Raw genomic sequence first — 19806 nt, forward strand, 5'->3', positions numbered from 1 at the left:
ACCCGACACGACGCCAACCATCTAATTGAGATGCGATCCTGTAGGAGCTGCCGAAGGCTGCGAAAGCGGTGTATCAGACAGACCCATTCGCAGCCTTCGGCAGCTCCTACAGAACCCTGCTCAGGCCCCGTCGGACTTGTGCCAGGCGCGATCCACCAGTAACAACAACCCGGCCAACGCCACAAACCCCGCCAATATACCCAACGCATTGAGCAGCGCCGGGGGATAACCCAGGGTGCCAATATCAATGAACGGGTAGACATAGTCGCCAAGCATGTCGCCACGCAGCAGCAAATAAGCGAAGTAGCCCAGGGGATAAAGCATCCACAGCAGGATATGCACCCCACGTAACCAGCCCTTGGCCACGTATAGCCACCAATAGAGCAGGAACGCCAGGGGCATGACGTCGTGCAGCAGCTCATCGGCGATGAACTGCCAGCCTTGGGGTTGCCAAAGGTGCCGCAGCAGCAGGTTATAGGCGATGCCGACCAGCACGATACTCACTGTGATCCCGCCGCAAACCACCGGATGACGAAAAAAGCGGTGCCCGGCCGACATTCCGGAACTGATCGCACAGGTCAGGGCCGTGGCCGCCAAGGTATTGCTCAGCACGGTAAAGAAACTGAAGAACTTGACCAGGCCGCCCAACAGACTGGCATGGTCGGCCCAGCGCGAATAGAAAATCAGATAGAGCTGGATGGTCAGCCCGACCCAGCCCAGCAATGCCGCAGCAATGGCATAGCGACGCTGCCCCGGCGTGGTCGGCACGGATTCGCGCCACCGTGTTTTGTCGTACATCTCGCCAATCCCGCCGTTACCAGCCCTTGCTGCGGTGCAGCTTTACGTACAAGGCTTCGACTTTCTCCCGAGCCCAGGGTGTCTTGCGCAGAAACGTCAGGCTGGACTTGATGCTCGGGTCGCTCTTGAAGCAACGAATATCGATGCGCTCGGCCAACCCCGACCACTCGTAATGCGCCACCAGGGCATTGAGGATCTGCTCCAGCGTCACGCCATGCAGAGGGTTGTTGTTGGGAGTGGTCATGCCGGGCCTTTTCAACTCAAGAGATAGAAGCTGCGCACCTTAGGGTCGTTGCCGTTCCAGTGCAAGCCACGCCGCTAAATCAGCCCGCGTCCTGAACTCTCGACGCACGCGGCTGCCTATCAAACAACGCCGCACCAAACTGGCGCCTGCACCCATGCGCGACGTTCTGACCAACGGTTGATTTTGCCTGTCATTAGACCTCGTCACGAACTAGCGTCAAAAGTATGGCTTACCGGTGTCTGACGCCCTGGCCAAAAGAATAAGCGTTGTTCCATTTTTCGGAGATTCACACTATGAGCACTGACGCTGCCATGAGTAGAAATCGCCTGCTGCCGACCCTGCTCGGCGTGGTGATTGTGCTGATGGGCCTGGCCTTGCTGGCCCTGGGCATACGCCTGAGCCAACTGGGCGGTTCGCTGTACTACCTGATCGCCGGGATCGGCTTCACGATCAGCGGCATACTGCTGGTCATGGGCCGTCGCTCGGCACTGACCCTGTACGCCTTGCTGTTGTTCGCCAGCACCGTTTGGGCCTTGTGGGAAGTCGGCCTGGACTGGTGGCAACTGGTGCCGCGCCTGGCCCTGTGGTTCGCCATCGGTGTGGTGCTGCTGTTGCCATGGTTCCGCCGCCCGCTGCTGACTGGTCAGCCGGGTGGCATGGCCACCGGTGGCCTGACCGTCGCCGTGGTCCTGGCCGGGGCCGCCGCCATCGCCAGCCAGTTTACAAATCCCGGTGAGATCAAGGGCCAACTGGACCGCGATACCGCTGGCACCACCAGCGCCGCCCCAGCCATGCCCGATGGCGACTGGCAATCCTATGGCCGCACGGCCTTTGGCGACCGCTACTCGCCCCTGGCGCAGATTACCCCGGACAACGCCCACAAACTGGTCCCGGCCTGGACCTTCCGCACCGGCGATATCCCGGGGCCTGGCGATCCCGGCGAGACCACGGCGGAAAACACGCCGCTCAAGGTCAACAACATGCTTTATGTCTGTACGCCACACAGCCAGGTCATCGCGCTGGACCCGGACTCGGGCAAGGAGCTGTGGCGTTACGATCCGAAAATCAGCACCCAGAAAGCCGCCAATTTCAAAGGTTGGGCGCATATGACCTGCCGTGGCGTGGCGTATCACGATGACGCTGCCTATGCCGCAGCTCCTGCGGGTCCGGCACCGAGCCCGACCAGTGCAAGCACCGGCGCCAACGCCTGCCCGCGCCGCCTGTTCCTGCCAACGGCAGATACTCGCCTGATCGCCCTCAACGCCGACACCGGCAAGGTTTGCGAAGACTTCGGCGACAAGGGTCAGATTGATCTGGGCGCCAATATCGGCACCTTCGCCCCAGGCGGTTACTACTCGACTTCGCCACCGGCGGTTACCCGGAACCTGGTGGTCATCGGCGGCCATGTCACCGACAACGTCTCCAATGACGAGCCTTCGGGTGTCATCCGCGCGTTCGACGTTCACACCGGGCGCCTGGTATGGAACTGGGACAGCGGCAATCCGGACGACACCACCCCCATCGCGCCGGGCAAGACCTATACGCGCAACTCGCCGAACATGTGGTCCATGTTCAGCGTCGATGAAAAACTCGGCATGCTCTATCTGCCCATGGGCAACCAGACTCCGGACCAGTGGGGTGGCAATCGCACCCCGGCCTCGGAGAAATTCAGCGCCGGCCTGACCGCTCTGGATATCGCCACCGGTCATGTGCGCTGGACCTTCCAGTTCACTCACCACGACCTGTGGGACATGGACGTAGGCGGTCAACCGACCCTGATCGACATGAAGACTGCCGATGGCGTGAAACCGGCGGTCATGGCTTCGACCAAGCAAGGCAGCATCTATGTGCTGGACCGCAGCAACGGCCAGCCCATCGTGCCGATCAACGAAGTACCGGTGCCTCAGGGCGCGGTCGCCGGCGATCACACCTCGCCCACCCAGCCCAAGTCCGACCTGAACTTCATGCCGCCGCCGCTGAAAGAACGCGATATGTGGGGCGTCACACCGTTCGATCAGGCGCTGTGCCGTATCGACTTCAAATCACTGCGTTATGACGGCGCCTTTACCCCGCCATCGCTGCAAGGCTCGATCGTGTATCCGGGCAACTTCGGTGTGTTTGACTGGGGCGGTATCTCGGTCGACCCGGTGCGTCAGATCGCTTTCGTCAACCCGGACTACATGGCCTTCCGCTCGAAACTGGTACCGGCCGCCGAAGTCGAGGGTGGGCCTGGCCGCAAGAGCGAAACCGAAGGCGTACAGCCGAACAAGGGCACACCCTATGGCGTGATCCTCGAAGCACTGCTGTCGCCACTGGGCCTGCCTTGCCAGGCACCGGCCTGGGGTTATGTCGCCGCTGTGGACCTGACCACGCACCAGACCCTGTGGAAACACAAGAACGGGACGGTGCGTGACAGCTCGCCCGTGCCGCTGCCCCTGACCATGGGCGTACCCAGCCTGGGCGGAACCTTCACCACCGCCAGTGGGGTGGGCTTCATGAGCGGCAGCCTGGACCAGTTCCTGCGCGCCTATGATCTGCGCAATGGCAAACAGCTCTGGGAAGGCCGCCTGCCCGCAGGCGCACAGACCACGCCAATGACCTACACCGGCAAGGACGGCAAGCAGTACGTGCTGGTCGTGGCCGGTGGCCATGGCTCCTTGGGGACCAAGCAGGGTGATTACGTGATGGCGTTCAAACTGCCGGATTGAGGCAGAGTTGCACAACAAAAACGGCCATCGATTGATGGCCGTTTTTTATTGGTATGAGAATTGAAACGCGATCTTCTGTGGGAGCCGGCTTGCTGGCGATTAGACCAGATCAGTCAATAAAGATGTTGCCTGTCAGACCGCTATCGCCAGCAAGCCGGCTCCCGCGAAAACCGTGCCCGTCGCACTTTATTTGTGGATGACATCCCCACGCATCGGCGCCAACCGCGCAATCAAGCGGTTCTGCACCGGTACCGGGATGTTCTGGGCGTTCATCGAGTCGATCAGGTCTTCCACCAGCGCGTTGAAATCGCTCGGGCTCAGGTTCTGACCCTTGTGGGATTCGGCCATATCGCTGCCGGTATAACGGCAAGGGCCACCCGCTTCGACGCAGAATTGCTCGACCAGTTTGTCGCGCAGGCGCTCGATATCAATCTTGCGAAAGCGTTCAACAATGCGCTCGTCCTTGGCGATGTTCAGCAACATGCCTTCGACGATGCGCTGGATACCGGGACGCTGGCCGAGGTCCTGATACAGGCTGTCATCCTTGGGCGGTTGCTGGGCGCAGGCGGCCAGTAAGGCCAGGAGCAGACAGGGCAACAGACGCAGGGCACGCATCAGAAACTCCCCTGAATGGACAGATAAGTGCCGTTCTGGTTATCCAGGGTGGCGATCTCGCCCAGACGTGCGTAGGCCAGCACGAAAGAAACGTGTTTGTTGGGGAAATAGCCGACGAACAGGTCGACCCAGTCGCTCTCCCCGGCAAAGGACAGGTTGTCGGGCTTTTCCCGATAGTCCATGCCCAATGCCCAGTGGGGATTGAACAGCACGGCTACACCGCCCTCTTTGAGCAGGCTGCGGCTGTCGCGACGATCGCCACCGAAGCCCAGCAGGCCGGTTTCGTTGGCCCGGCTGTAGCGCACGCCGCCATTGACCACAACGTTATAGCCAAAGGCCGCGCCCATGAACAGGCGGCTGGCGGTCAGGTAGCCTTCCACATCAGAGTCGCGCCTGGCGCCGACCAGGCTGGGGATCAGGAAATCGTTCTGATGCTTGTACTCCAGCCCCAGGGAAACCTGGGGCAGGTTGTCGTAGATCAGGTCGCCGAACAGGCGCACCTTGACCCCGAAGATGTCCTGGGAAAGGTTGTCATCCGGCAGGCTGAGCTTGTGCACCAGGGTGCCCAGATCAAAACGCTGATGAGCGTAGGAGAGTTCGACACGGTTGCCGTAGGACGCCGCCATCCCGGCTACATCAAGGGTGTAGTCCGGCAGGTCGACGTGGGTCGCGAAAGCACTCGCGCCCCATTCACCCTCTTCGCCATAACCGGTCAGCACGGCCCAGGGGATAACCCCGCCACCCGCCCCGCCCTCGATGCTGCTGGCACCGCCGGTAGCGACCAGGCGCCCATTGTCGGCTTCAGCAGCGGGCGCCGAAAGGCCTAATACACAACCCAGCAACAACGGAAATTTGTACTGCATGAAAAATGTCCTGTTTCGAAAATAAGCGGTGCCCGACTATCAGCCACCACCCAACGGCATCGAATCTTCGCCTAATGAACCATCATGCCGGGCGAAGTCAGCGGCTTGGCCATCCAGGCCTCGAACGCGGCAGCAGAAAGCGGACGGCTGATCAGGTAGCCCTGGGCCGTGTCGCAATGCCAGCGCTGCAACAGGCGCAAACTGTGTTCGTACTCGACACCTTCGGCCACCACCTTGAGCCCGAGGTTGTGGCTCATTTCGATGGTGGAGCGAACGATCACCGCGTCCTCGCTGGTTTCATCCAGGTTGCGTACGAAGGATTGGTCGATCTTCAGTTCCTGCACCGGCAGGCGCTTGAGGTGGGCCAGGGAAGAATAGCCGGTGCCAAAATCGTCAATGGACAAGCTGATACCGCACTCGCGCAGGCGGTTAAGCACCTTTAGAGCATGCTCCGGCTCACGCATTACGGCGCTTTCAGTGATCTCGAATACCAGTTGTTCGGCCGGTACCCGGTACAGCTTGAGCAGGCCATTGACTCGATCCGACAGATCGCCAGTCAACAGGTCATCGGCGGAAATATTCACCGAGACCTGAATGACCAGCCCGCGCCGCGCCCACTCAGCCAACTGGCGCATGGCCTCTTCGATCACCCAGTTGGTGAGGATCTGGATGCTGCCGGTGCGTTCGGCCAGGGTGATGAATTCGGCGGGTGAGACATTGCCGAATTGCGGGTGATTCCAGCGCAGCAGGGCTTCGGCCTGTCTTACATGGCCCTGGCGAATATCCAGCTTGGGTTGGTAATGCAGATGCAATTCGCCATTGCGCGCAGCCTTGCGCAAATCGCGGATCAGGGTGATCTGGCGCTGATGCTCAAGGTCACGACCATCTTCGTAGATTTGCAGGCGGCCCGGCAGGTTGCTGGCGTCCTGTCGGGCGATGGCGGCGCGCTGGAGCAGTTCCTGAGGGGAATCGCCGTTATCCGGATAACTGGCAATGCCGATGCAGGTGTCCAGGCTGATGTCATGACTGTCGACGCGCTGGATGTCGCTGAGCATGCGCTGCAACTGGTCAGCCAGGCCGACTGCGCCTTCGCTGCCGGTCTGGTCGAGCAACAAGAGGAATTCATCAGCATTAAGGCGCGCCACGGTATCGCCGGAACGCACCGTGGCCTGCAGGCGCTGACCGACCTCTTGCAGCAACAGGTCGATTCCTTCGGCGCCGATGCCGTCGCGAATGGCGCGGAAGTTATCGATGCCCATATACAACAGGGCTACCGGACGTTCCGAGGAAATGGCGCTGCCCAGGCGCTCCAGCACCAGGGCACGATTGGGCAGGCCGGTCAGAACATCATGCAGCGCATTGTGCGCCAGCTGGCTTTCCCGAACGGCAATACCGTGCTGCATATGGTTGATGGCACCGGCCAGCATGCCCAACTCGTCGCTGCGCTTCATGACCACAGGTGTCGCGTAGTCGCCGTCGCCAATGCGTTTGGCGGCCAGGGCCAGGGCCTGGACCGGCAACGACACGCTGCGCGCCAGCAACAGGGTACCGATCAGCGACGCGATCAAGGCCGCCAGGGTGATCCAGAAAATGTTTTCGTCCAGCGGCACGAATGCCTGTAGCGCCTGATCCAGCGGGCTTTGCAGCAAGGCGATCACCTGCTCGCTGCCGTCGCTGACCACGTTGGCCAGCATCAGCGACTGGCTGAGGAAGCTCAGCTCGCCATGCTCGCTCATTTTCATCTGGCTTTGTGGCGCCTTGAGCATCAACCCGATCAGGCTGTCATGCAGTGCTTCAGGCAAAGTGCTGATCAATTGCCCCGGATGGGATTTTTCCACCGCCAGAAACGACACCTCAAGGCCGCTGAGTGAGCGCAGTTCCTGGGCGAAATCGACATCCATGGCAAAGCCCATCACCACCCGACCAATGGGCAACGGCGCCAGCACCGTACTTTCCACCAACAGGTGCGGTTTGCCCTGCAACGGCACGATCAGCATGGCCTGTTTGTTGTTTTTCGCCTCGCGCAGGGGTTTGTCGAAGCGAAACAGCGAGCCCTCGGGAATCTCGGCTACGGTGCTGGAAATCACTTTGCCATCCATGCCCAACAGAAACATGTCGCTGGCATTGATCCGCGCGCCGTGATTGAGCAGCACCGAACGAATGGTGGCCGAATCGGCACTGGCCACGGCATCGCGAAAGCCGAAATCCGTCGCCAGCAATTGCACGGCATCACTCAGCCGCTTGCCGCGCATATCCAGCAACCCCTCGAATACACGGGTACCCACATCCAGTTGTTCACGGGCCTGGCGTTGTACGGCATCACCGGTGGCGACCTTGACGGCAAAGAACAATGCACCGATTACGACCAGCAACAGGACGATAAGAACGCTGGCAATGCGTGCCTGGAAGCTGGTCCGCAGGTTCATGGCGTAGCCGCTTTCTTGAACGCATCACCGAAAGCGCTCGGCGCCGGCGGCTTGGGGGTGTCTGCGCTTTTGGGCTGAACAGTAAGGCTGAAATTCTGGCTCAGCCCGGCAGCCGGGATATCGAACTCGCCAGCAGCGCTCGGCTGCATGTCTGCAGCCTGGGGGTGCCACAGGGTCGCGATGTAGTGACCGGCCGGGACCTGTTCGAATTTCAGCGCGCCCTTGTCATCGCTGGCGCCGAACCACGGCTCGTCGGTGACATAGATATAGCCGAGCATCCAGTCATGAATGTTGCAACCCAGCACGACGATGCCCGGTTTGTCGAACAGCAGCGGTTGCGAAGGGGTGCCCTCGTACAGGCGCAGTTCGAAACGCTTGGCTTGGGAAAAGGAGTAGACCTGATGGCGAATATTGTCGCTGTTGGGGAATTTGACCTGGGTGCCGGTATGCACGGCCAGCACATGAGGTACGAATTCCTTGTCGCGCTGGTCCATGTCGGCCTTGAGCACCAATGGCGCGGTACCGGCAGGTCCTTTGAGCGTCAGCACGGCGCCAGACAATGGCTGGCCTTGCTGATCGCTGATCCGGGCATTGAAAGTGGCTGCTGAAGCCGTTGCGGCGGACAACATCAACAATCCAGCGAGGCACACCGAGGAAAACGCGTTGATCATCATGAGTTCCAATCCGCAACGGCAAAGCCGGAAGTGATAAAGCCAGCCTTGGCGGTGAAAACACTTGGGACCCAGATTAGCTGGCGAGGTAAATAAGTTCACGCTTTAGAGGTATAGCACTAAGCCATTATCGACAAAGGCCCACGTTTGCCCGAGTTTTCGCCAAACTCATCCCTGTCTTCGATGCTATCGGCAGCGACCATTGAAACCTGAGCATAGTTGCCCCATCTAAGGTCCATGTTCAATTATGCAGGTGCCCCATGAGCGACCAGCAAGCAGACTCACAGAATGTGCCCGAAGACGATCACGAGCACGAAGTTACCCTGAGCTCCGATAGCACCTCACTTGCCCTGCCAGGGCAGAACCTTCCGGACAAGGTCTACATCATTCCGATCCACAACCGGCCGTTCTTCCCCGCGCAGGTATTGCCGGTCATCGTCAACGAAGAGCCCTGGGCCGAGACCCTGGAACTGGTGAGCAAGTCCGAGCACCACTCCCTGGCTCTGTTCTTTATGGACTCGCCGTCCGACGACCCGCGCCACCTCAACACTGCGGCGATGCCGGAGTACGGCACCCTGGTCAAGGTCCACCACGCCAGCCGCGAGAACGGCAAGCTGCAATTCGTCGCCCAGGGCCTGAGCCGTGTGCGTATCCGCACCTGGCTCAAGCACCATCGCCCGCCTTATCTGGTGGAAGTGGAATACCCGCATCAGCCCAATGACCCCACCGATGAGGTGAAGGCCTACGGCATGGCGCTGATCAATGCGATCAAGGAACTGCTGCCGCTCAACCCGCTGTACAGCGAAGAGCTGAAAAACTATCTGAATCGCTTCAGCCCCAACGATCCGTCGCCGCTGACCGACTTCGCCGCCGCCCTGACGTCCGCCAAGGGCGCCGAGTTGCAGCAGGTGCTCGATTGCGTGCCGATGCTCAAGCGCATGGAAAAAGTCCTGCCGATGCTGCGCAAGGAAGTTGAAGTGGCGCGCCTGCAGCAGGAAATCTCTGCCGAGGTCAACCGCAAGATTGGCGAGCATCAGCGCCAGTTCTTCCTTAAAGAGCAGCTCAAGGTCATCCAGCAGGAACTGGGCCTGAGCAAGGACGACCGTCAAGCCGACATCGAGCAGTTCGAGCAGCGCATGGCCGGCAAGGTCCTGCCACCCCAGGCGCAGAAGCGCATCGACGAAGAACTGGGCAAGCTGAAGATTCTCGAAACCGGCTCGCCGGAATACGCCGTGACCCGCAACTACCTGGACTGGGCCAGCTCGCTGCCGTGGGGTATCTACGGCAAGGACAAGCTCGACCTCAAACACGCGCGCAAGGTCCTCGATCAGCACCATGCCGGGCTTGATGACATCAAGTCGCGGATTCTCGAATTCCTCGCGGTCGGCGCCTATAAAGGCGAGATCAGCGGTTCCATCGTGCTGCTGGTAGGCCCGCCGGGCGTGGGCAAGACCAGTGTCGGGCGCTCCATCGCCGAATCCCTGGGTCGGCCGTTCTACCGCCTGAGTGTCGGCGGCATGCGTGACGAAGCCGAGATCAAGGGCCACCGTCGCACCTACATCGGCGCCCAACCGGGCAAGCTGGTGCAGGCGCTCAAGGACGTGGAAGTGATGAACCCGGTGATCATGCTCGACGAAATCGACAAGATGGGCCAGAGCTATCAGGGCGACCCGGCGTCGGCCCTGCTGGAAACCCTGGACCCGGAACAGAACGTCGAATTCCTCGATCATTACCTGGACCTGCGCCTGGACCTGTCGAAGGTGCTGTTCATCTGCACCGCCAACACCCTGGACTCGATCCCCGGCCCGTTGCTGGACCGTATGGAAATCATTCGCCTGTCCGGCTACATCACCGAAGAAAAAGTCGCCATCGCCAAGAAACACCTGTGGCCCAAGCAGCTGGAGAAGGCCGGTGTGGCCAAGACCAGCCTGTCCATCAGCGACGTGGCCCTCAAGGCGGTGATCGACGGCTATGCCCGTGAAGCCGGGGTCCGTCAGCTTGAGAAGCAGCTGAGCAAGGTGGTGCGCAAGGCCGTGGTCAAGCTGCTGGATAACCCGGATTCGGTGATCAAGGTCGGTCCGAAGGATCTTGAAGCAGCGCTGGGTATGCCAGTGTTCCGCAACGAACAGGTATTGTCCGGCACTGGCGTCATTACCGGTCTGGCCTGGACCAGCATGGGCGGCGCTACTCTGCCGATCGAAGCCACGCGCATTCATACGCTGAACCGCGGCTTCAAGCTCACTGGCCAGCTGGGTGATGTGATGAAAGAGTCCGCAGAAATCGCTTACAGCTATGTCAGTTCCAATCTGGCGAAGTTTGGCGGCGATGCGAAGTTCTTTGACGAAGCCTTCGTGCACTTGCACGTCCCCGAAGGTGCTACGCCGAAAGATGGCCCAAGTGCCGGTGTGACCATGGCCAGCGCCCTGCTGTCCCTGGCGCGCAACCAGCCGCCGAAGAAAGGCGTGGCCATGACCGGTGAGCTGACCCTGACCGGGCACGTCCTGCCGATTGGCGGCGTGCGGGAAAAAGTCATCGCGGCGCGGCGGCAGAAGATCAACGAACTGATCCTGCCGGAGCCCAACCGCGGCGACTTCGAGGAACTGCCGGACTACCTGAAGGAAGGCATTACCGTGCACTTCGCCAAGCGCTTCACTGACGTGGCGAAGGTGCTGTTCTAAATCATCTGGATTGGACGAGTACCGGTGGGACCGGCTTTAGCCGGGAAGGCCTCTTCCCGGCTAAAGCCGGTCCCACCGGTTACCCGCAGATCCGCACTCCCCGGACAAATCCCTCATCGGTTATGCTCCAGCCATCGTTGTCCGCCTGGAGGCTCCATGACCCCATTTCGCCTGATTGCTCCGCTGAGCCTGGCCCTGCTTGCCGCCTGCGCCCAACAGCCACGGCAGAATGTCACCCTGGAAAAGCAGACTGATTGTCCGATCCAGCTCAAGAACGGGCAGAATCTGATCGTAAGCCTGCCCAGCTCCCCCGCCACCGGTTATCGCTGGGCCATTCAGGACTCGGCAGGCGGCGTGTTGCGCAGCCTGGGCCCTGAGGTCTATCACAACCCGGATGCCTCCGATCTGCTCGGCGCTTCCGGTGTCTCGACCTGGCGTTTCCAGGCCTTTGCCACGGGCAGCGGCCGCCTGCGCCTGACCTACCAGCAGCCTTGGGCGCCGGAAGAACCCTCGGCGGATGTGTTCGACTGCCCGATCAAAGTCGACTGATCATCCGGCGGCCTCAGACAGAGCGCGCATCGCCAGATCAATTTGGCTAAAATGCCGCCCTTTCTGACCATCGCCGGAATCGCCGTGAGCAAAGAACCCGACCGCATTTTCGCCCAGCCCCTGGCCCAGGTGCCGGATTTCGCCTTCAACGAAGACGTGGTCAAGGTCTTTCCGGACATGATCAAGCGCTCTGTGCCGGGCTATCCGACCATTGTCGAGAACCTCGGCGTGCTGGCGGCGCAATTCGCCCAGCCGGACACCCTGCTGTATGACCTGGGCAGCTCGCTGGGTGCGGTGACCCAGGCCTTGCGCCGCCATGTGCGTGCCGATGGCTGTCGGGTCATCGCGGTGGATAACTCTGCGGCCATGGTCGAGCGTTGCCGTCAGTACCTTAATGCTCAAGACTCGATGTTCCAGGAGCTGCTGCCGGTCGAGGTGATCGACGGCGATATCCTCGCCCTGGACTTCAAACCCGCCTCGGTCGTGGCGCTGAACTTCACCCTGCAATTCATTGCGCCGGAGCAACGCCTGGACCTGCTCGGGCGGATTCGCCAATCCCTGGTGCCCGGCGGCGCGTTGATTCTTTCGGAAAAACTGCGCTTCAACGATGAACAGGAACACGCCCTGCTCACCGACCTGCATATTGCCTTCAAGCGCGCCAATGGCTACAGCGAACTGGAAATTGCCCAGAAGCGCAGCGCCATTGAGAACGTAATGAAGCCCGACAGCCTCGAAGACCATCGTGAACGCCTGCTCTCGGCCGGTTTCTCGAAAGTCGTGCCCTGGTTTCAATGCCTTAACTTTGCCTCGTTGATTGCCCTGCCATGATCGATCTCGCTCCCCTGGTCCGCCGTCTGGCGGGCACCCCTCTGGCTGACTGGGCCAAAGGCCTGCAAGCCCAACTCGATGCCAAGATGGACAAGGGTCACGGCGACCTCGAACGCTGGCAAGGCGCACTGGACGCGCTACCGAACCTGCTGCCGAGCCAGGTTGAACTGGCGGACAGCTTCACTCTGGACGCGGGTTGCGACGGCGAAACCCGCACGCAAATGCGTCAGGCGCTGATGGGACTGTCGCCATGGCGCAAAGGCCCGTTCAACCTGTTCGGCGTGCATATCGATACCGAATGGCGTTCGGACTGGAAATGGTCACGGGTGGCGCCGCACCTCGATCTCAAAGGCAAGCGCGTCCTTGATGTCGGCTGCGGCAACGGTTATTACCAGTGGCGCATGCTGGGGGCCGGGGCCGAGAGCGTGATTGGGGTCGACCCGAACTGGTTGTTCTTCTGCCAGTTTCAGGCCATGCAGCGCTACCTGCCGGATCTGCCCGCCTGGCACCTGCCCTTCGCTCTGGAAGACCTGCCGCCACGACTCGAAGGCTTCGATACGGTGTTTTCCATGGGCGTGCTGTACCACCGCAAATCGCCCATCGACCACTTGCTGGCGCTGAAGGACTGCCTGGTCAAGGGCGGTGAACTGGTGCTGGAAACCATGGTGGTGGAAGGCGATGTGCATCAGGTGCTGGTGCCTGAAGACCGTTATTCACAGATGCGCAACGTCTGGTTCCTGCCGTCGGTCCCGGCCCTTGAGCTATGGCTGCGCCGCGCCGGTTTTGTCGATGTACGCTGCGTCGATGTCAGCATCACCACGGTGGAGGAACAGCGCAGTACCGAATGGATGCGCTATCAGTCCCTTGGGGATTTCCTCGACCCCGAGGATCACAGCAAGACCGTGGAAGGCCTGCCGGCGCCGATGCGCGCGGTTATTGTTGGGCGCAAGCCCTGACATCTGCCACTGCAATGGGGTGGAATGAAGCAAATCGTGTCGGAGTGAATTGTGGGAGCGGGATTCTGTGGGAGATTCTATGTTTGCTGTAAAGCCAGAGCAGCCCCTTCGCGGATGAATCCGCTCCCACAGATTCGATGATATTCGCTCCCACATATTTCAACGCTTACTTTGCAGCCGCCAGAATCAAAGCCTTCATCTCACTGACCGCCGCCTTGAAGCCAACGAACAGCGCATGGGCTACCAAGGCGTGACCGATGTTCAGTTCGTTGATGCCCTTGATCGCCGCCACGGCTTCGACGTTGTGGTAATGCAGGCCGTGCCCGGCATTGACGATCAGCCCCTGGCTGACGCCGAAAGCCACACCATCGGCAATGCGCTTGAGCTCTTGCGCCACTTCGGCCGGGGTTTCGGCATCGGCATAGCGACCGGTGTGCAGTTCGATGGCCGGGGCGCCGACACGTTTGGAGGCGGCGATCTGCCCCTCGTCGGCATCGATAAAGAGCGAGACTTCGCAGCCTATCTTGCCAAGGCGCTCCACCGCCGCCTGAATCCGCGCTTCCTGCCCGGCGACATCCAGGCCGCCTTCGGTAGTCAGTTCCTGACGGGTTTCCGGGACCAGGCACACATGAGCAGGACGGATACGCTCGGCAAAGGCGAGCATTTCCTCGGTAACACCCATTTCGAAGTTCATACGGGTCTGCAGCACATCCTTGAGCAGCAGTACATCACGCTCCTGAATGTGCCGACGGTCTTCACGCAAGTGCACGGTGATGCCATCGGCCCCCGCCTCTTCGGCGTCCAGCGCCGCCTTGACCGGGTCCGGGTAGCGAGTGCCACGGGCCTGACGCAGCGTGGCAACGTGGTCGATGTTCACGCCAAGCAGAATGCGGGGGCTTTGAGTCACGGGTGTCTCCTGGAGAGTGATCGGAACAGGTCGCAGAGCATAAAGCTTGCTTACGGCTTGCGAAACAGTTCGCGGCTGACTAATGGGCGGCCGCCCAGATGCACGGCCAAAGCCTGGCGCATCAAACGCTTGGCCGCAGCCAGTGCGCCGGGGGCGTGCCAGTCCGCCTCAGCCATGGCCAGCAGCTCGACGCCCTGGAACAGTCCGGGCTGAACCATATAGACCCGCTCAAGCCCCGCATCCACCTGCAGACGGTAGAGACCATCGGCAGCCAGAGGTTCACCGTTGATGTCCTGATCCAGGGCAAAGCCGTAGCCCAGATCATCCAGCAGACGCCATTCGAACGAACGCAGCAGGGGCTCCAGCGCTCGGCCTTCGGCCAGGGCCAGCAGGGTCGCGGCGTAGTGGTCGAACACGGCAGGATGGGGATCTTCGGCAGGCAGCAGGCGAATCAGCAATTCGTTGAGATAGAGGCCACTGAACAGTGCTTCACCGACCATCCAGTTGGCGACGCCCGCAGCTTCCATGCGCCCGACGTTTTTCAGCTCGCCGCGGCCACGAAACTCGATTTCCAGCGGCACAAAGGGCCGGGCCAGACTACCCGCCTTGCCCTTGGCACTGCGCAATACCGCGCGCAGGCGACCTTGTGGCGTGAGGAAGTCGACCAGAGCACTGTTCTCGCGGTATGCCCGGCTGTGCAACACAAAGGCAGGTTGGGCGACAGGAGCGCTCATGGTTCGGGCCGATTCGCGAGTAAAGCAGAAGATGGGCGTGGGGACTGCAAACAGCCCCCGGCCGGATCGGGTTACAAGTCGCCGTAGCCCAGCGAACGCAGGGCGCGCTCGTCATCGGACCAACCGCCTTTGACCTTGACCCAGAGATTGAGCATGACCTTGGAGTCGAACAGCACTTCCATGTCGCGGCGGGCGTCACTGCCGATACGCTTGATGCGCTCGCCCTTGTCGCCAATGATGATTTTCTTCTGGCCGTCACGTTCGACGAGGATCAGCGCGTGGATATGCAGGGTACGCCCCTGCTGCTTGAACTCTTCGATTTCCACGGTGATCTGGTACGGCAACTCGGCACCCAGCTGACGCATGATCTTCTCACGCACCAGTTCGGCGGCCAGGAAGCGGCTGCTGCGGTCGGTGATCTGGTCTTCCGGAAAGAAGTGGTCGTTCTCCGGCAGATGACCGGCGATCAGGCTTTCCAGTGCTTCCAGGTTATGCCCGTGCTGGGCCGAGATCGGCACGATGGAAGCCTTGGGCAATTGGCCCTGCAGCCATTCCAGGTGCGGCATCAACTCGCCCTTGTCTTCGATGCGGTCGGTCTTGTTGATGGCCAGGATCACCGGCCCTTCAACGTACTGCACGCGCTCGAGTACCAGTTGGTCCTCATCGGTCCAGCGGGTGCGGTCAACCACGAAGATCACCACGTCGACGTCTTTCAACGCCGCCGAGGCGGTCTTGTTCATGTAGCGATTGAGCGCTTTCTCATTGTTCTTGTGCATGCCGGGGGTGTCGACATAGATCGCCTGCACGGCGCCTTCGGTCTTGATGCCCAGCATGTTGTGACGAGTGGTCTGGGGCTTGCGCGAGGTGATCGCCAGCTTCTGCCCGAGGATGTGGTTCAGCAGCGTGGACTTGCCCACGTTGGGACGGCCGACGATGGCAACATAGCCACAGCGTGTTGCGGTTGTATCAGTCATGGCCATTCTCCACGCCAAGGGCAATCAGTGCTGCGGCGGCCGCTACCTGTTCGGCAATACGACGGCTGACACCCTGGCCCCGGCTTTTTTCATTCAATAAGGTCACTTCGCATTCGACGAAGAACGTCCGGCAATGCGGTTCACCCTGGATATCGACAACTTCGTAGCGCGGCAGCTCGCAGGCACGGGACTGCAGGAATTCCTGCAACCGGGTCTTGGGATCCTTGTTGGTATCGACCAGCGTCAGGCTGTCGAACTCGGTGGTCAGCCAGGCCAGTACGCGCTCGCGGGCCATTTCCATGCCGGCGTCCAGATAGATGGCGCCAATCAGCGCCTCCAGAGCATCGGCCAGGATCGACTCGCGGCGGAAGCCACCGCTTTTCAGCTCACCAGACCCCAGGCGCAGGTACTCACCCAGATCGAAACCACGGGCCAGCAAGGCCAGGGTCTCGCCTTTGACCAGACGTGCGCGCAGACGTGACAACTGGCCTTCGCGAGCCTGGGGGAAACGCTCGAACAGGGCTTCACCGGCGACGAAGTTGAGAATCGCATCGCCGAGGAACTCCAGACGCTCGTTATTGCGGCCGGCAAAACTGCGATGCGTCAGGGCCAGGACCATCAGTTCCTGGTCCTTGAAGGTATAACCGAGCTGACGCTCCAGACGACTCAAGGAAACGCTCACGGTTTACCTACGCTGAATTCTTGGTCGAACTTCACCACCAGATCGATATTCTGGATCAGAGGTTCACGCTGTTCATATTGCAAATGGGCGAGGATCTTGTTGTCCTGCGCCGTGACATTTAAAGCCTTTTTCAAATCCACATCCTGAATACCGTTGACCTGCAAGCCCTTGGCCACATAGTCATAAAAATCACTGGCCGTCATATCGGTCTGATTACGGTCAATGCTGGTGATGATTCTTTTTATCTGCAGGTTCTCCGCGTAATGCGGCACAACCTTGAATGCCACGTTGATCGCGAACCCGGCCAGGGCAATGAAAACCAGCAGGCCCAATGCAGACATACCCTTTTGCGAACTTGCGAACGCCATACTCGACCTCAAGGATAGCCCGTGAATTCAGCCGACAGGGTTTATTGACCGGCGACAGCGCTTCGAGCGACCCGAAATGACATACGGCGCTGTCCAGACAGCGCCGCATCGATTATTTGATTAATCCTACCCGCGAGAAGGTGGGCAGGTGACTCAGCTTAGGCTCAGGCCAGCTCATCCACACGGCAAATGCCTTGCCGACGATGTTCTTGTCCGGAACCATACCCAGTTCGTCCTTGGGAATGTTGGGATCATCCCAGTAACGGCTGTCATTGGAGTTGTCGCGGTTGTCGCCCATCATGAAGTAATGCGCGGCAGGCACCGTCCACTCGGAATCAGGCGGCGCGCGGTAGCGGCTCATTTCCTGACGGATCAAGTGCTCGACTCCACCCAACTGTTCTTTATACAGTTCGGCGCTGCCCAGGGTGCCGGGCTCGGTGCCCAGCAGCTGTTTGGCGACCAACTGGTCGTTGACGAACAGGCGCTTGTCGCTGGTGTAGCGGATCTTGTCGCCCGGCAGGCCGACAACGCGCTTGATGTAGTTCACGCTGGGATCGCTCGGGTAGCGGAACACCATGACATCGCCACGCTGCGGATCACCGACGGGAATCACCTTCTGGTCCAGGACCGGCAGGCGAATGCCGTAGGAGAACTTGTTCACCAGGATGAAATCTCCCACATCCAGCGTCGGCTTCATCGAACCCGAAGGAATCTGGAACGGTTCGACCAGAAACGAACGCAGCACCAGCACAATGAACAACACCGGAAAGAACGATTTGCCGTATTCAACCAGCAAAGGTTCTTTGTTCAATCGCTCGACGACCGCGATATCCGGTTGGCTGACACTGCCCTGGTAGGTCGCTATGGCGGACCGTCGGCGCGGAGCCAGGAACACCAGGTCAAGCAGCGCCAGCAAACCGCATACGAATACAGCGATGACTAACAACAGCGGGAAATTTAGTGACATAGGACCTGACTATTCCAACCTGAGCACAGCAAGGAAGGCTTCCTGTGGAATTTCCACGTTACCGACCTGCTTCATGCGTTTCTTACCGGCCTTTTGCTTTTCCAGCAATTTACGTTTACGGCTGACGTCGCCGCCATAACATTTAGCCAGTACGTTCTTTCTGAGTGCCTTGACGGTTGTCCGCGCAATGATCTGGCCACCGATGGCAGCCTGGATTGCTACGTCGAACATCTGCCGCGGGATCAGCTCTTTCATCTTTTCGGTCAACGCCCGGCCCTTATAGGCCGCGTTGTCACGGTGCACGATCAGTGCCAGGGCATCGACCTTGTCACCGTTGATCAGTACGTCCAGCTTCACCAGATTGGCGGACTGGTAGCGATCGAAATGGTAGTCCAGCGAGGCATAGCCACGGCTGGTCGACTTGAGCCGGTCGAAGAAGTCCAGGACCACTTCGTTCATCGGCAGGTCGTACGTCACCTGAACCTGGGTACCGAGGAACAGCATGTCGTGCTGGATACCGCGTTTTTCGATACACAGGGTAATGACATTGCCCAGATGCTCCTGCGGAACCAGGATATTGGCCCGCACGATCGGCTCGCGCATGTCTTCGATGCTGGACAGATCAGGAAGTTTGGACGGGTTATCGACATAGATCGTTTCACCAGTCTTGAGCACCAGCTCGAAAATCACCGTCGGTGCCGTGGTGATCAGGTCCAGGTCGTACTCGCGCTCCAGACGCTCCTGGATGATCTCCATGTGCAGCATGCCCAGGAAGCCGCAACGGAAGCCGAAGCCCAGTGCGTCGGAGCTTTCCGGGGAGTACTGCAACGAAGAGTCGTTCAGCGTGAGCTTTTGCAGCGCGTCGCGGAAGTCTTCGAAATCGTCGGAGCTGACCGGGAACAGGCCGGCATAGACCTGCGGCTGGATGCGTTTGAAGCCAGGCAGCACTTCAACGTCCGGCGTGGTGCTCAGGGTCAGGGTGTCACCTACCGGTGCACCGTGAATGTCCTTGATACCGGCGATGATGAAGCCTACTTCGCCGGCTTTCAGATCGGCAGTCGCGCTGTGCTTGGGGTTGAACACACCGACGCTGTCCACCAGGTGGATCTTGCCGGTGGACTTTACCAGGATCTTGTCGCCTTTCCTGACCCGGCCATGGCGCACGCGCACCAGGGACACGACGCCCAGATAGTTGTCGAACCAGGAGTCGATGATCAACGCCTGCAACGGGTCTTCGATATTGCCGGTCGGAGCCGGAATGGTCTGGACCAGACGCTCCAGCACTTCGTCGACGCCCATGCCGCTCTTTGCGCTGCATGCGACAGCGTCGGTGGCATCGATACCGATGATTTTCTCGATCTCTTCCTTGACGCGGTCCGGATCGGCCTGCGGCAAGTCCATTTTGTTCAGCACCGGCATGACCTCAAGGCCCTGCTCGATAGCGGTATAGCAGTTGGCGACGGATTGCGCCTCCACGCCCTGACCGGCGTCGACGACCAGCAAGGCACCCTCGCACGCCGCCAGGGAACGGCTGACTTCATAGGTGAAGTCCACGTGACCGGGGGTGTCGATGAAGTTGAGCTGGTAGGTCTTGCCGTCTTTGGCCGTGTAATACAGCGTAACGCTATGGGCCTTGATGGTGATCCCGCGCTCGCGCTCAAGGTCCATGGAGTCAAGCACCTGCGCTTCCATTTCGCGCTCGGTCAAGCCGCCGCACATCTGGATAAAGCGGTCGGCCAGCGTCGACTTGCCATGGTCAATGTGGGCGATGATGGAGAAATTGCGGATATGACTCAAATCACTCACGGATCAACACTCAAAAGGTTGCAGGCAGATTG

Annotated in this window: 18 protein-coding genes; 5 read left to right on the forward strand and 13 right to left on the reverse strand. The window is 60.2% G+C overall.

All coding sequences use genetic code 11. The annotated features are described in order from the left end of the window. Window positions 1-120: 120 nt before the first annotated feature. Both ACCD02_RS13330 and ACCD02_RS13335 read right to left on the reverse strand, forming a co-directional pair. Window positions 121-798: a Pr6Pr family membrane protein gene (locus ACCD02_RS13330; RefSeq protein ID WP_413302230.1), complete on the reverse strand. Its 678-nt coding sequence runs from the start codon at window positions 796-798 to the stop codon at window positions 121-123. 16 nt (window positions 799-814) lie between these two features. After that, on the reverse strand, window positions 815-1042 hold the full coding sequence (locus ACCD02_RS13335; protein ID WP_413302233.1) for a VF530 family DNA-binding protein: 228 nt from the start codon (window positions 1040-1042) through the stop codon (window positions 815-817). A gap of 293 nt (window positions 1043-1335) precedes the next feature. On the opposite strand from ACCD02_RS13335, the gene ACCD02_RS13340 reads away from it, so the two are divergent. Then, window positions 1336-3750, forward strand: coding sequence for a glucose/quinate/shikimate family membrane-bound PQQ-dependent dehydrogenase (locus ACCD02_RS13340; RefSeq protein WP_413302235.1), 2415 nt, complete (start codon window positions 1336-1338; stop codon window positions 3748-3750). Window positions 3751-3936: 186 nt separating this feature from the next. On the opposite strand, the gene ACCD02_RS13345 is transcribed toward ACCD02_RS13340, so the two are convergent. The 4 genes from ACCD02_RS13345 to ACCD02_RS13360 all read right to left on the reverse strand — a co-directional run bounded on the left by ACCD02_RS13345 (window position 3937) and on the right by ACCD02_RS13360 (window position 8325). Next, window positions 3937-4365 (reverse strand): group I truncated hemoglobin, encoded by a 429-nt coding sequence (locus ACCD02_RS13345; protein WP_413302238.1) that lies wholly within the window; start codon window positions 4363-4365, stop codon window positions 3937-3939. Then, on the reverse strand, window positions 4365-5228 hold the full coding sequence (locus ACCD02_RS13350) for a DUF3034 family protein (RefSeq protein WP_413302241.1): 864 nt from the start codon (window positions 5226-5228) through the stop codon (window positions 4365-4367). Before ACCD02_RS13350 ends, ACCD02_RS13345 begins: the two co-directional genes overlap by 1 nt. Before the next feature lie 71 nt (window positions 5229-5299). After that, the gene (locus tag ACCD02_RS13355) at window positions 5300-7654 is read right to left on the reverse strand and encodes a putative bifunctional diguanylate cyclase/phosphodiesterase (protein ID WP_413302243.1); all 2355 of its coding nucleotides are present in this window, start codon (window positions 7652-7654) and stop codon (window positions 5300-5302) included. Beyond that, on the reverse strand, window positions 7651-8325 hold the full coding sequence (locus tag ACCD02_RS13360) for a methylamine utilization protein (RefSeq protein ID WP_413302469.1): 675 nt from the start codon (window positions 8323-8325) through the stop codon (window positions 7651-7653). The genes ACCD02_RS13355 and ACCD02_RS13360 overlap by 4 nt, the downstream gene beginning before the upstream one ends. A gap of 260 nt (window positions 8326-8585) precedes the next feature. On the opposite strand from ACCD02_RS13360, the gene lon reads away from it, so the two are divergent. From lon to cmoB, 4 genes are all read left to right on the forward strand, one after another. After that, the gene (lon, locus tag ACCD02_RS13365; RefSeq protein WP_413302244.1) at window positions 8586-11003 is read left to right on the forward strand and encodes an endopeptidase La; all 2418 of its coding nucleotides are present in this window, start codon (window positions 8586-8588) and stop codon (window positions 11001-11003) included. 156 nt (window positions 11004-11159) lie between these two features. Beyond that, window positions 11160-11552 carry a protease inhibitor I42 family protein gene (locus ACCD02_RS13370; protein WP_413302248.1) on the forward strand — a complete coding sequence of 131 codons (393 nt, stop codon included), beginning with the start codon at window positions 11160-11162 and terminating at the stop codon, window positions 11550-11552. Between the two features lie 84 nt (window positions 11553-11636). Next, a complete protein-coding gene (cmoA, locus tag ACCD02_RS13375; RefSeq protein ID WP_413302251.1) occupies window positions 11637-12380 on the forward strand; it encodes a carboxy-S-adenosyl-L-methionine synthase CmoA in 744 nt (247 codons plus the stop codon). Then, entirely contained in the window at window positions 12377-13336 is a 960-nt protein-coding gene (gene cmoB / locus ACCD02_RS13380; RefSeq protein ID WP_413302254.1) for a tRNA 5-methoxyuridine(34)/uridine 5-oxyacetic acid(34) synthase CmoB, read from the forward strand. The genes cmoA and cmoB overlap by 4 nt, the downstream gene beginning before the upstream one ends. 166 nt (window positions 13337-13502) lie before the next feature. Here the strand turns inward: cmoB and pdxJ are convergent, their stop codons facing one another. The 7 genes from pdxJ to lepA form a co-directional block, all read right to left on the reverse strand. After that, complete coding sequence (gene pdxJ / locus ACCD02_RS13385; protein WP_413302257.1) at window positions 13503-14243, reverse strand: pyridoxine 5'-phosphate synthase; 741 nt, start codon at window positions 14241-14243, stop codon at window positions 13503-13505. 50 nt (window positions 14244-14293) lie between these two features. Continuing rightward, entirely contained in the window at window positions 14294-14977 is a 684-nt protein-coding gene (gene recO / locus ACCD02_RS13390) for a DNA repair protein RecO (protein WP_413302259.1), read from the reverse strand. A 71-nt stretch (window positions 14978-15048) separates the two neighbouring features. Beyond that, a complete protein-coding gene (gene era, locus ACCD02_RS13395; RefSeq protein ID WP_413302262.1) occupies window positions 15049-15951 on the reverse strand; it encodes a GTPase Era in 903 nt (300 codons plus the stop codon). Beyond that, window positions 15944-16633 carry a ribonuclease III gene (gene rnc, locus ACCD02_RS13400; protein WP_413302265.1) on the reverse strand — a complete coding sequence of 230 codons (690 nt, stop codon included), beginning with the start codon at window positions 16631-16633 and terminating at the stop codon, window positions 15944-15946. The genes era and rnc overlap by 8 nt, the downstream gene beginning before the upstream one ends. After that, window positions 16630-17001 carry a DUF4845 domain-containing protein gene (locus ACCD02_RS13405; RefSeq protein ID WP_413302267.1) on the reverse strand — a complete coding sequence of 124 codons (372 nt, stop codon included), beginning with the start codon at window positions 16999-17001 and terminating at the stop codon, window positions 16630-16632. Before ACCD02_RS13405 ends, rnc begins: the two co-directional genes overlap by 4 nt. 112 nt (window positions 17002-17113) lie before the next feature. Next, window positions 17114-17968, reverse strand: a complete 855-nt coding sequence (lepB, locus tag ACCD02_RS13410; RefSeq protein WP_413302270.1) for a signal peptidase I — start codon at window positions 17966-17968, stop codon at window positions 17114-17116. Window positions 17969-17977: 9 nt separating this feature from the next. After that, window positions 17978-19774 (reverse strand): translation elongation factor 4, encoded by a 1797-nt coding sequence (lepA, locus tag ACCD02_RS13415; protein ID WP_413302273.1) that lies wholly within the window; start codon window positions 19772-19774, stop codon window positions 17978-17980. Between the last annotated feature and the right edge of the window lie 32 nt (window positions 19775-19806).

Source organism: Pseudomonas sp. Pseusp88 (assembly GCF_047303955.1).
GTDB lineage: Bacteria > Pseudomonadota > Gammaproteobacteria > Pseudomonadales > Pseudomonadaceae > Aquipseudomonas.

Excerpts from the sequence above, each read along its gene's own strand:
- ACCD02_RS13350 (WP_413302241.1), bottom strand. The coding sequence starts at position 5,228 with ATGCAGTACAAATTTCCGTTGTTGCTGGGTTGTGTATTAGGCCTTTCG.
- recO (WP_413302259.1), bottom strand. The coding sequence starts at position 14,977 with ATGAGCGCTCCTGTCGCCCAACCTGCCTTTGTGTTGCACAGCCGGGCA.
- ACCD02_RS13335 (WP_413302233.1), bottom strand. The coding sequence starts at position 1,042 with ATGACCACTCCCAACAACAACCCTCTGCATGGCGTGACGCTGGAGCAG.
- cmoB (WP_413302254.1), top strand. The coding sequence starts at position 12,377 with ATGATCGATCTCGCTCCCCTGGTCCGCCGTCTGGCGGGCACCCCTCTG.
- ACCD02_RS13355 (WP_413302243.1), bottom strand. The coding sequence starts at position 7,654 with ATGAACCTGCGGACCAGCTTCCAGGCACGCATTGCCAGCGTTCTTATC.
- era (WP_413302262.1), bottom strand. The coding sequence starts at position 15,951 with ATGACTGATACAACCGCAACACGCTGTGGCTATGTTGCCATCGTCGGC.
- ACCD02_RS13345 (WP_413302238.1), bottom strand. The coding sequence starts at position 4,365 with ATGCGTGCCCTGCGTCTGTTGCCCTGTCTGCTCCTGGCCTTACTGGCC.
- ACCD02_RS13405 (WP_413302267.1), bottom strand. The coding sequence starts at position 17,001 with ATGGCGTTCGCAAGTTCGCAAAAGGGTATGTCTGCATTGGGCCTGCTG.
- lepB (WP_413302270.1), bottom strand. The coding sequence starts at position 17,968 with ATGTCACTAAATTTCCCGCTGTTGTTAGTCATCGCTGTATTCGTATGC.
- lon (WP_413302244.1), top strand. The coding sequence starts at position 8,586 with ATGAGCGACCAGCAAGCAGACTCACAGAATGTGCCCGAAGACGATCAC.
- ACCD02_RS13360 (WP_413302469.1), bottom strand. The coding sequence starts at position 8,325 with ATGATCAACGCGTTTTCCTCGGTGTGCCTCGCTGGATTGTTGATGTTG.
- ACCD02_RS13330 (WP_413302230.1), bottom strand. The coding sequence starts at position 798 with ATGTACGACAAAACACGGTGGCGCGAATCCGTGCCGACCACGCCGGGG.
- ACCD02_RS13370 (WP_413302248.1), top strand. The coding sequence starts at position 11,160 with ATGACCCCATTTCGCCTGATTGCTCCGCTGAGCCTGGCCCTGCTTGCC.
- ACCD02_RS13340 (WP_413302235.1), top strand. The coding sequence starts at position 1,336 with ATGAGCACTGACGCTGCCATGAGTAGAAATCGCCTGCTGCCGACCCTG.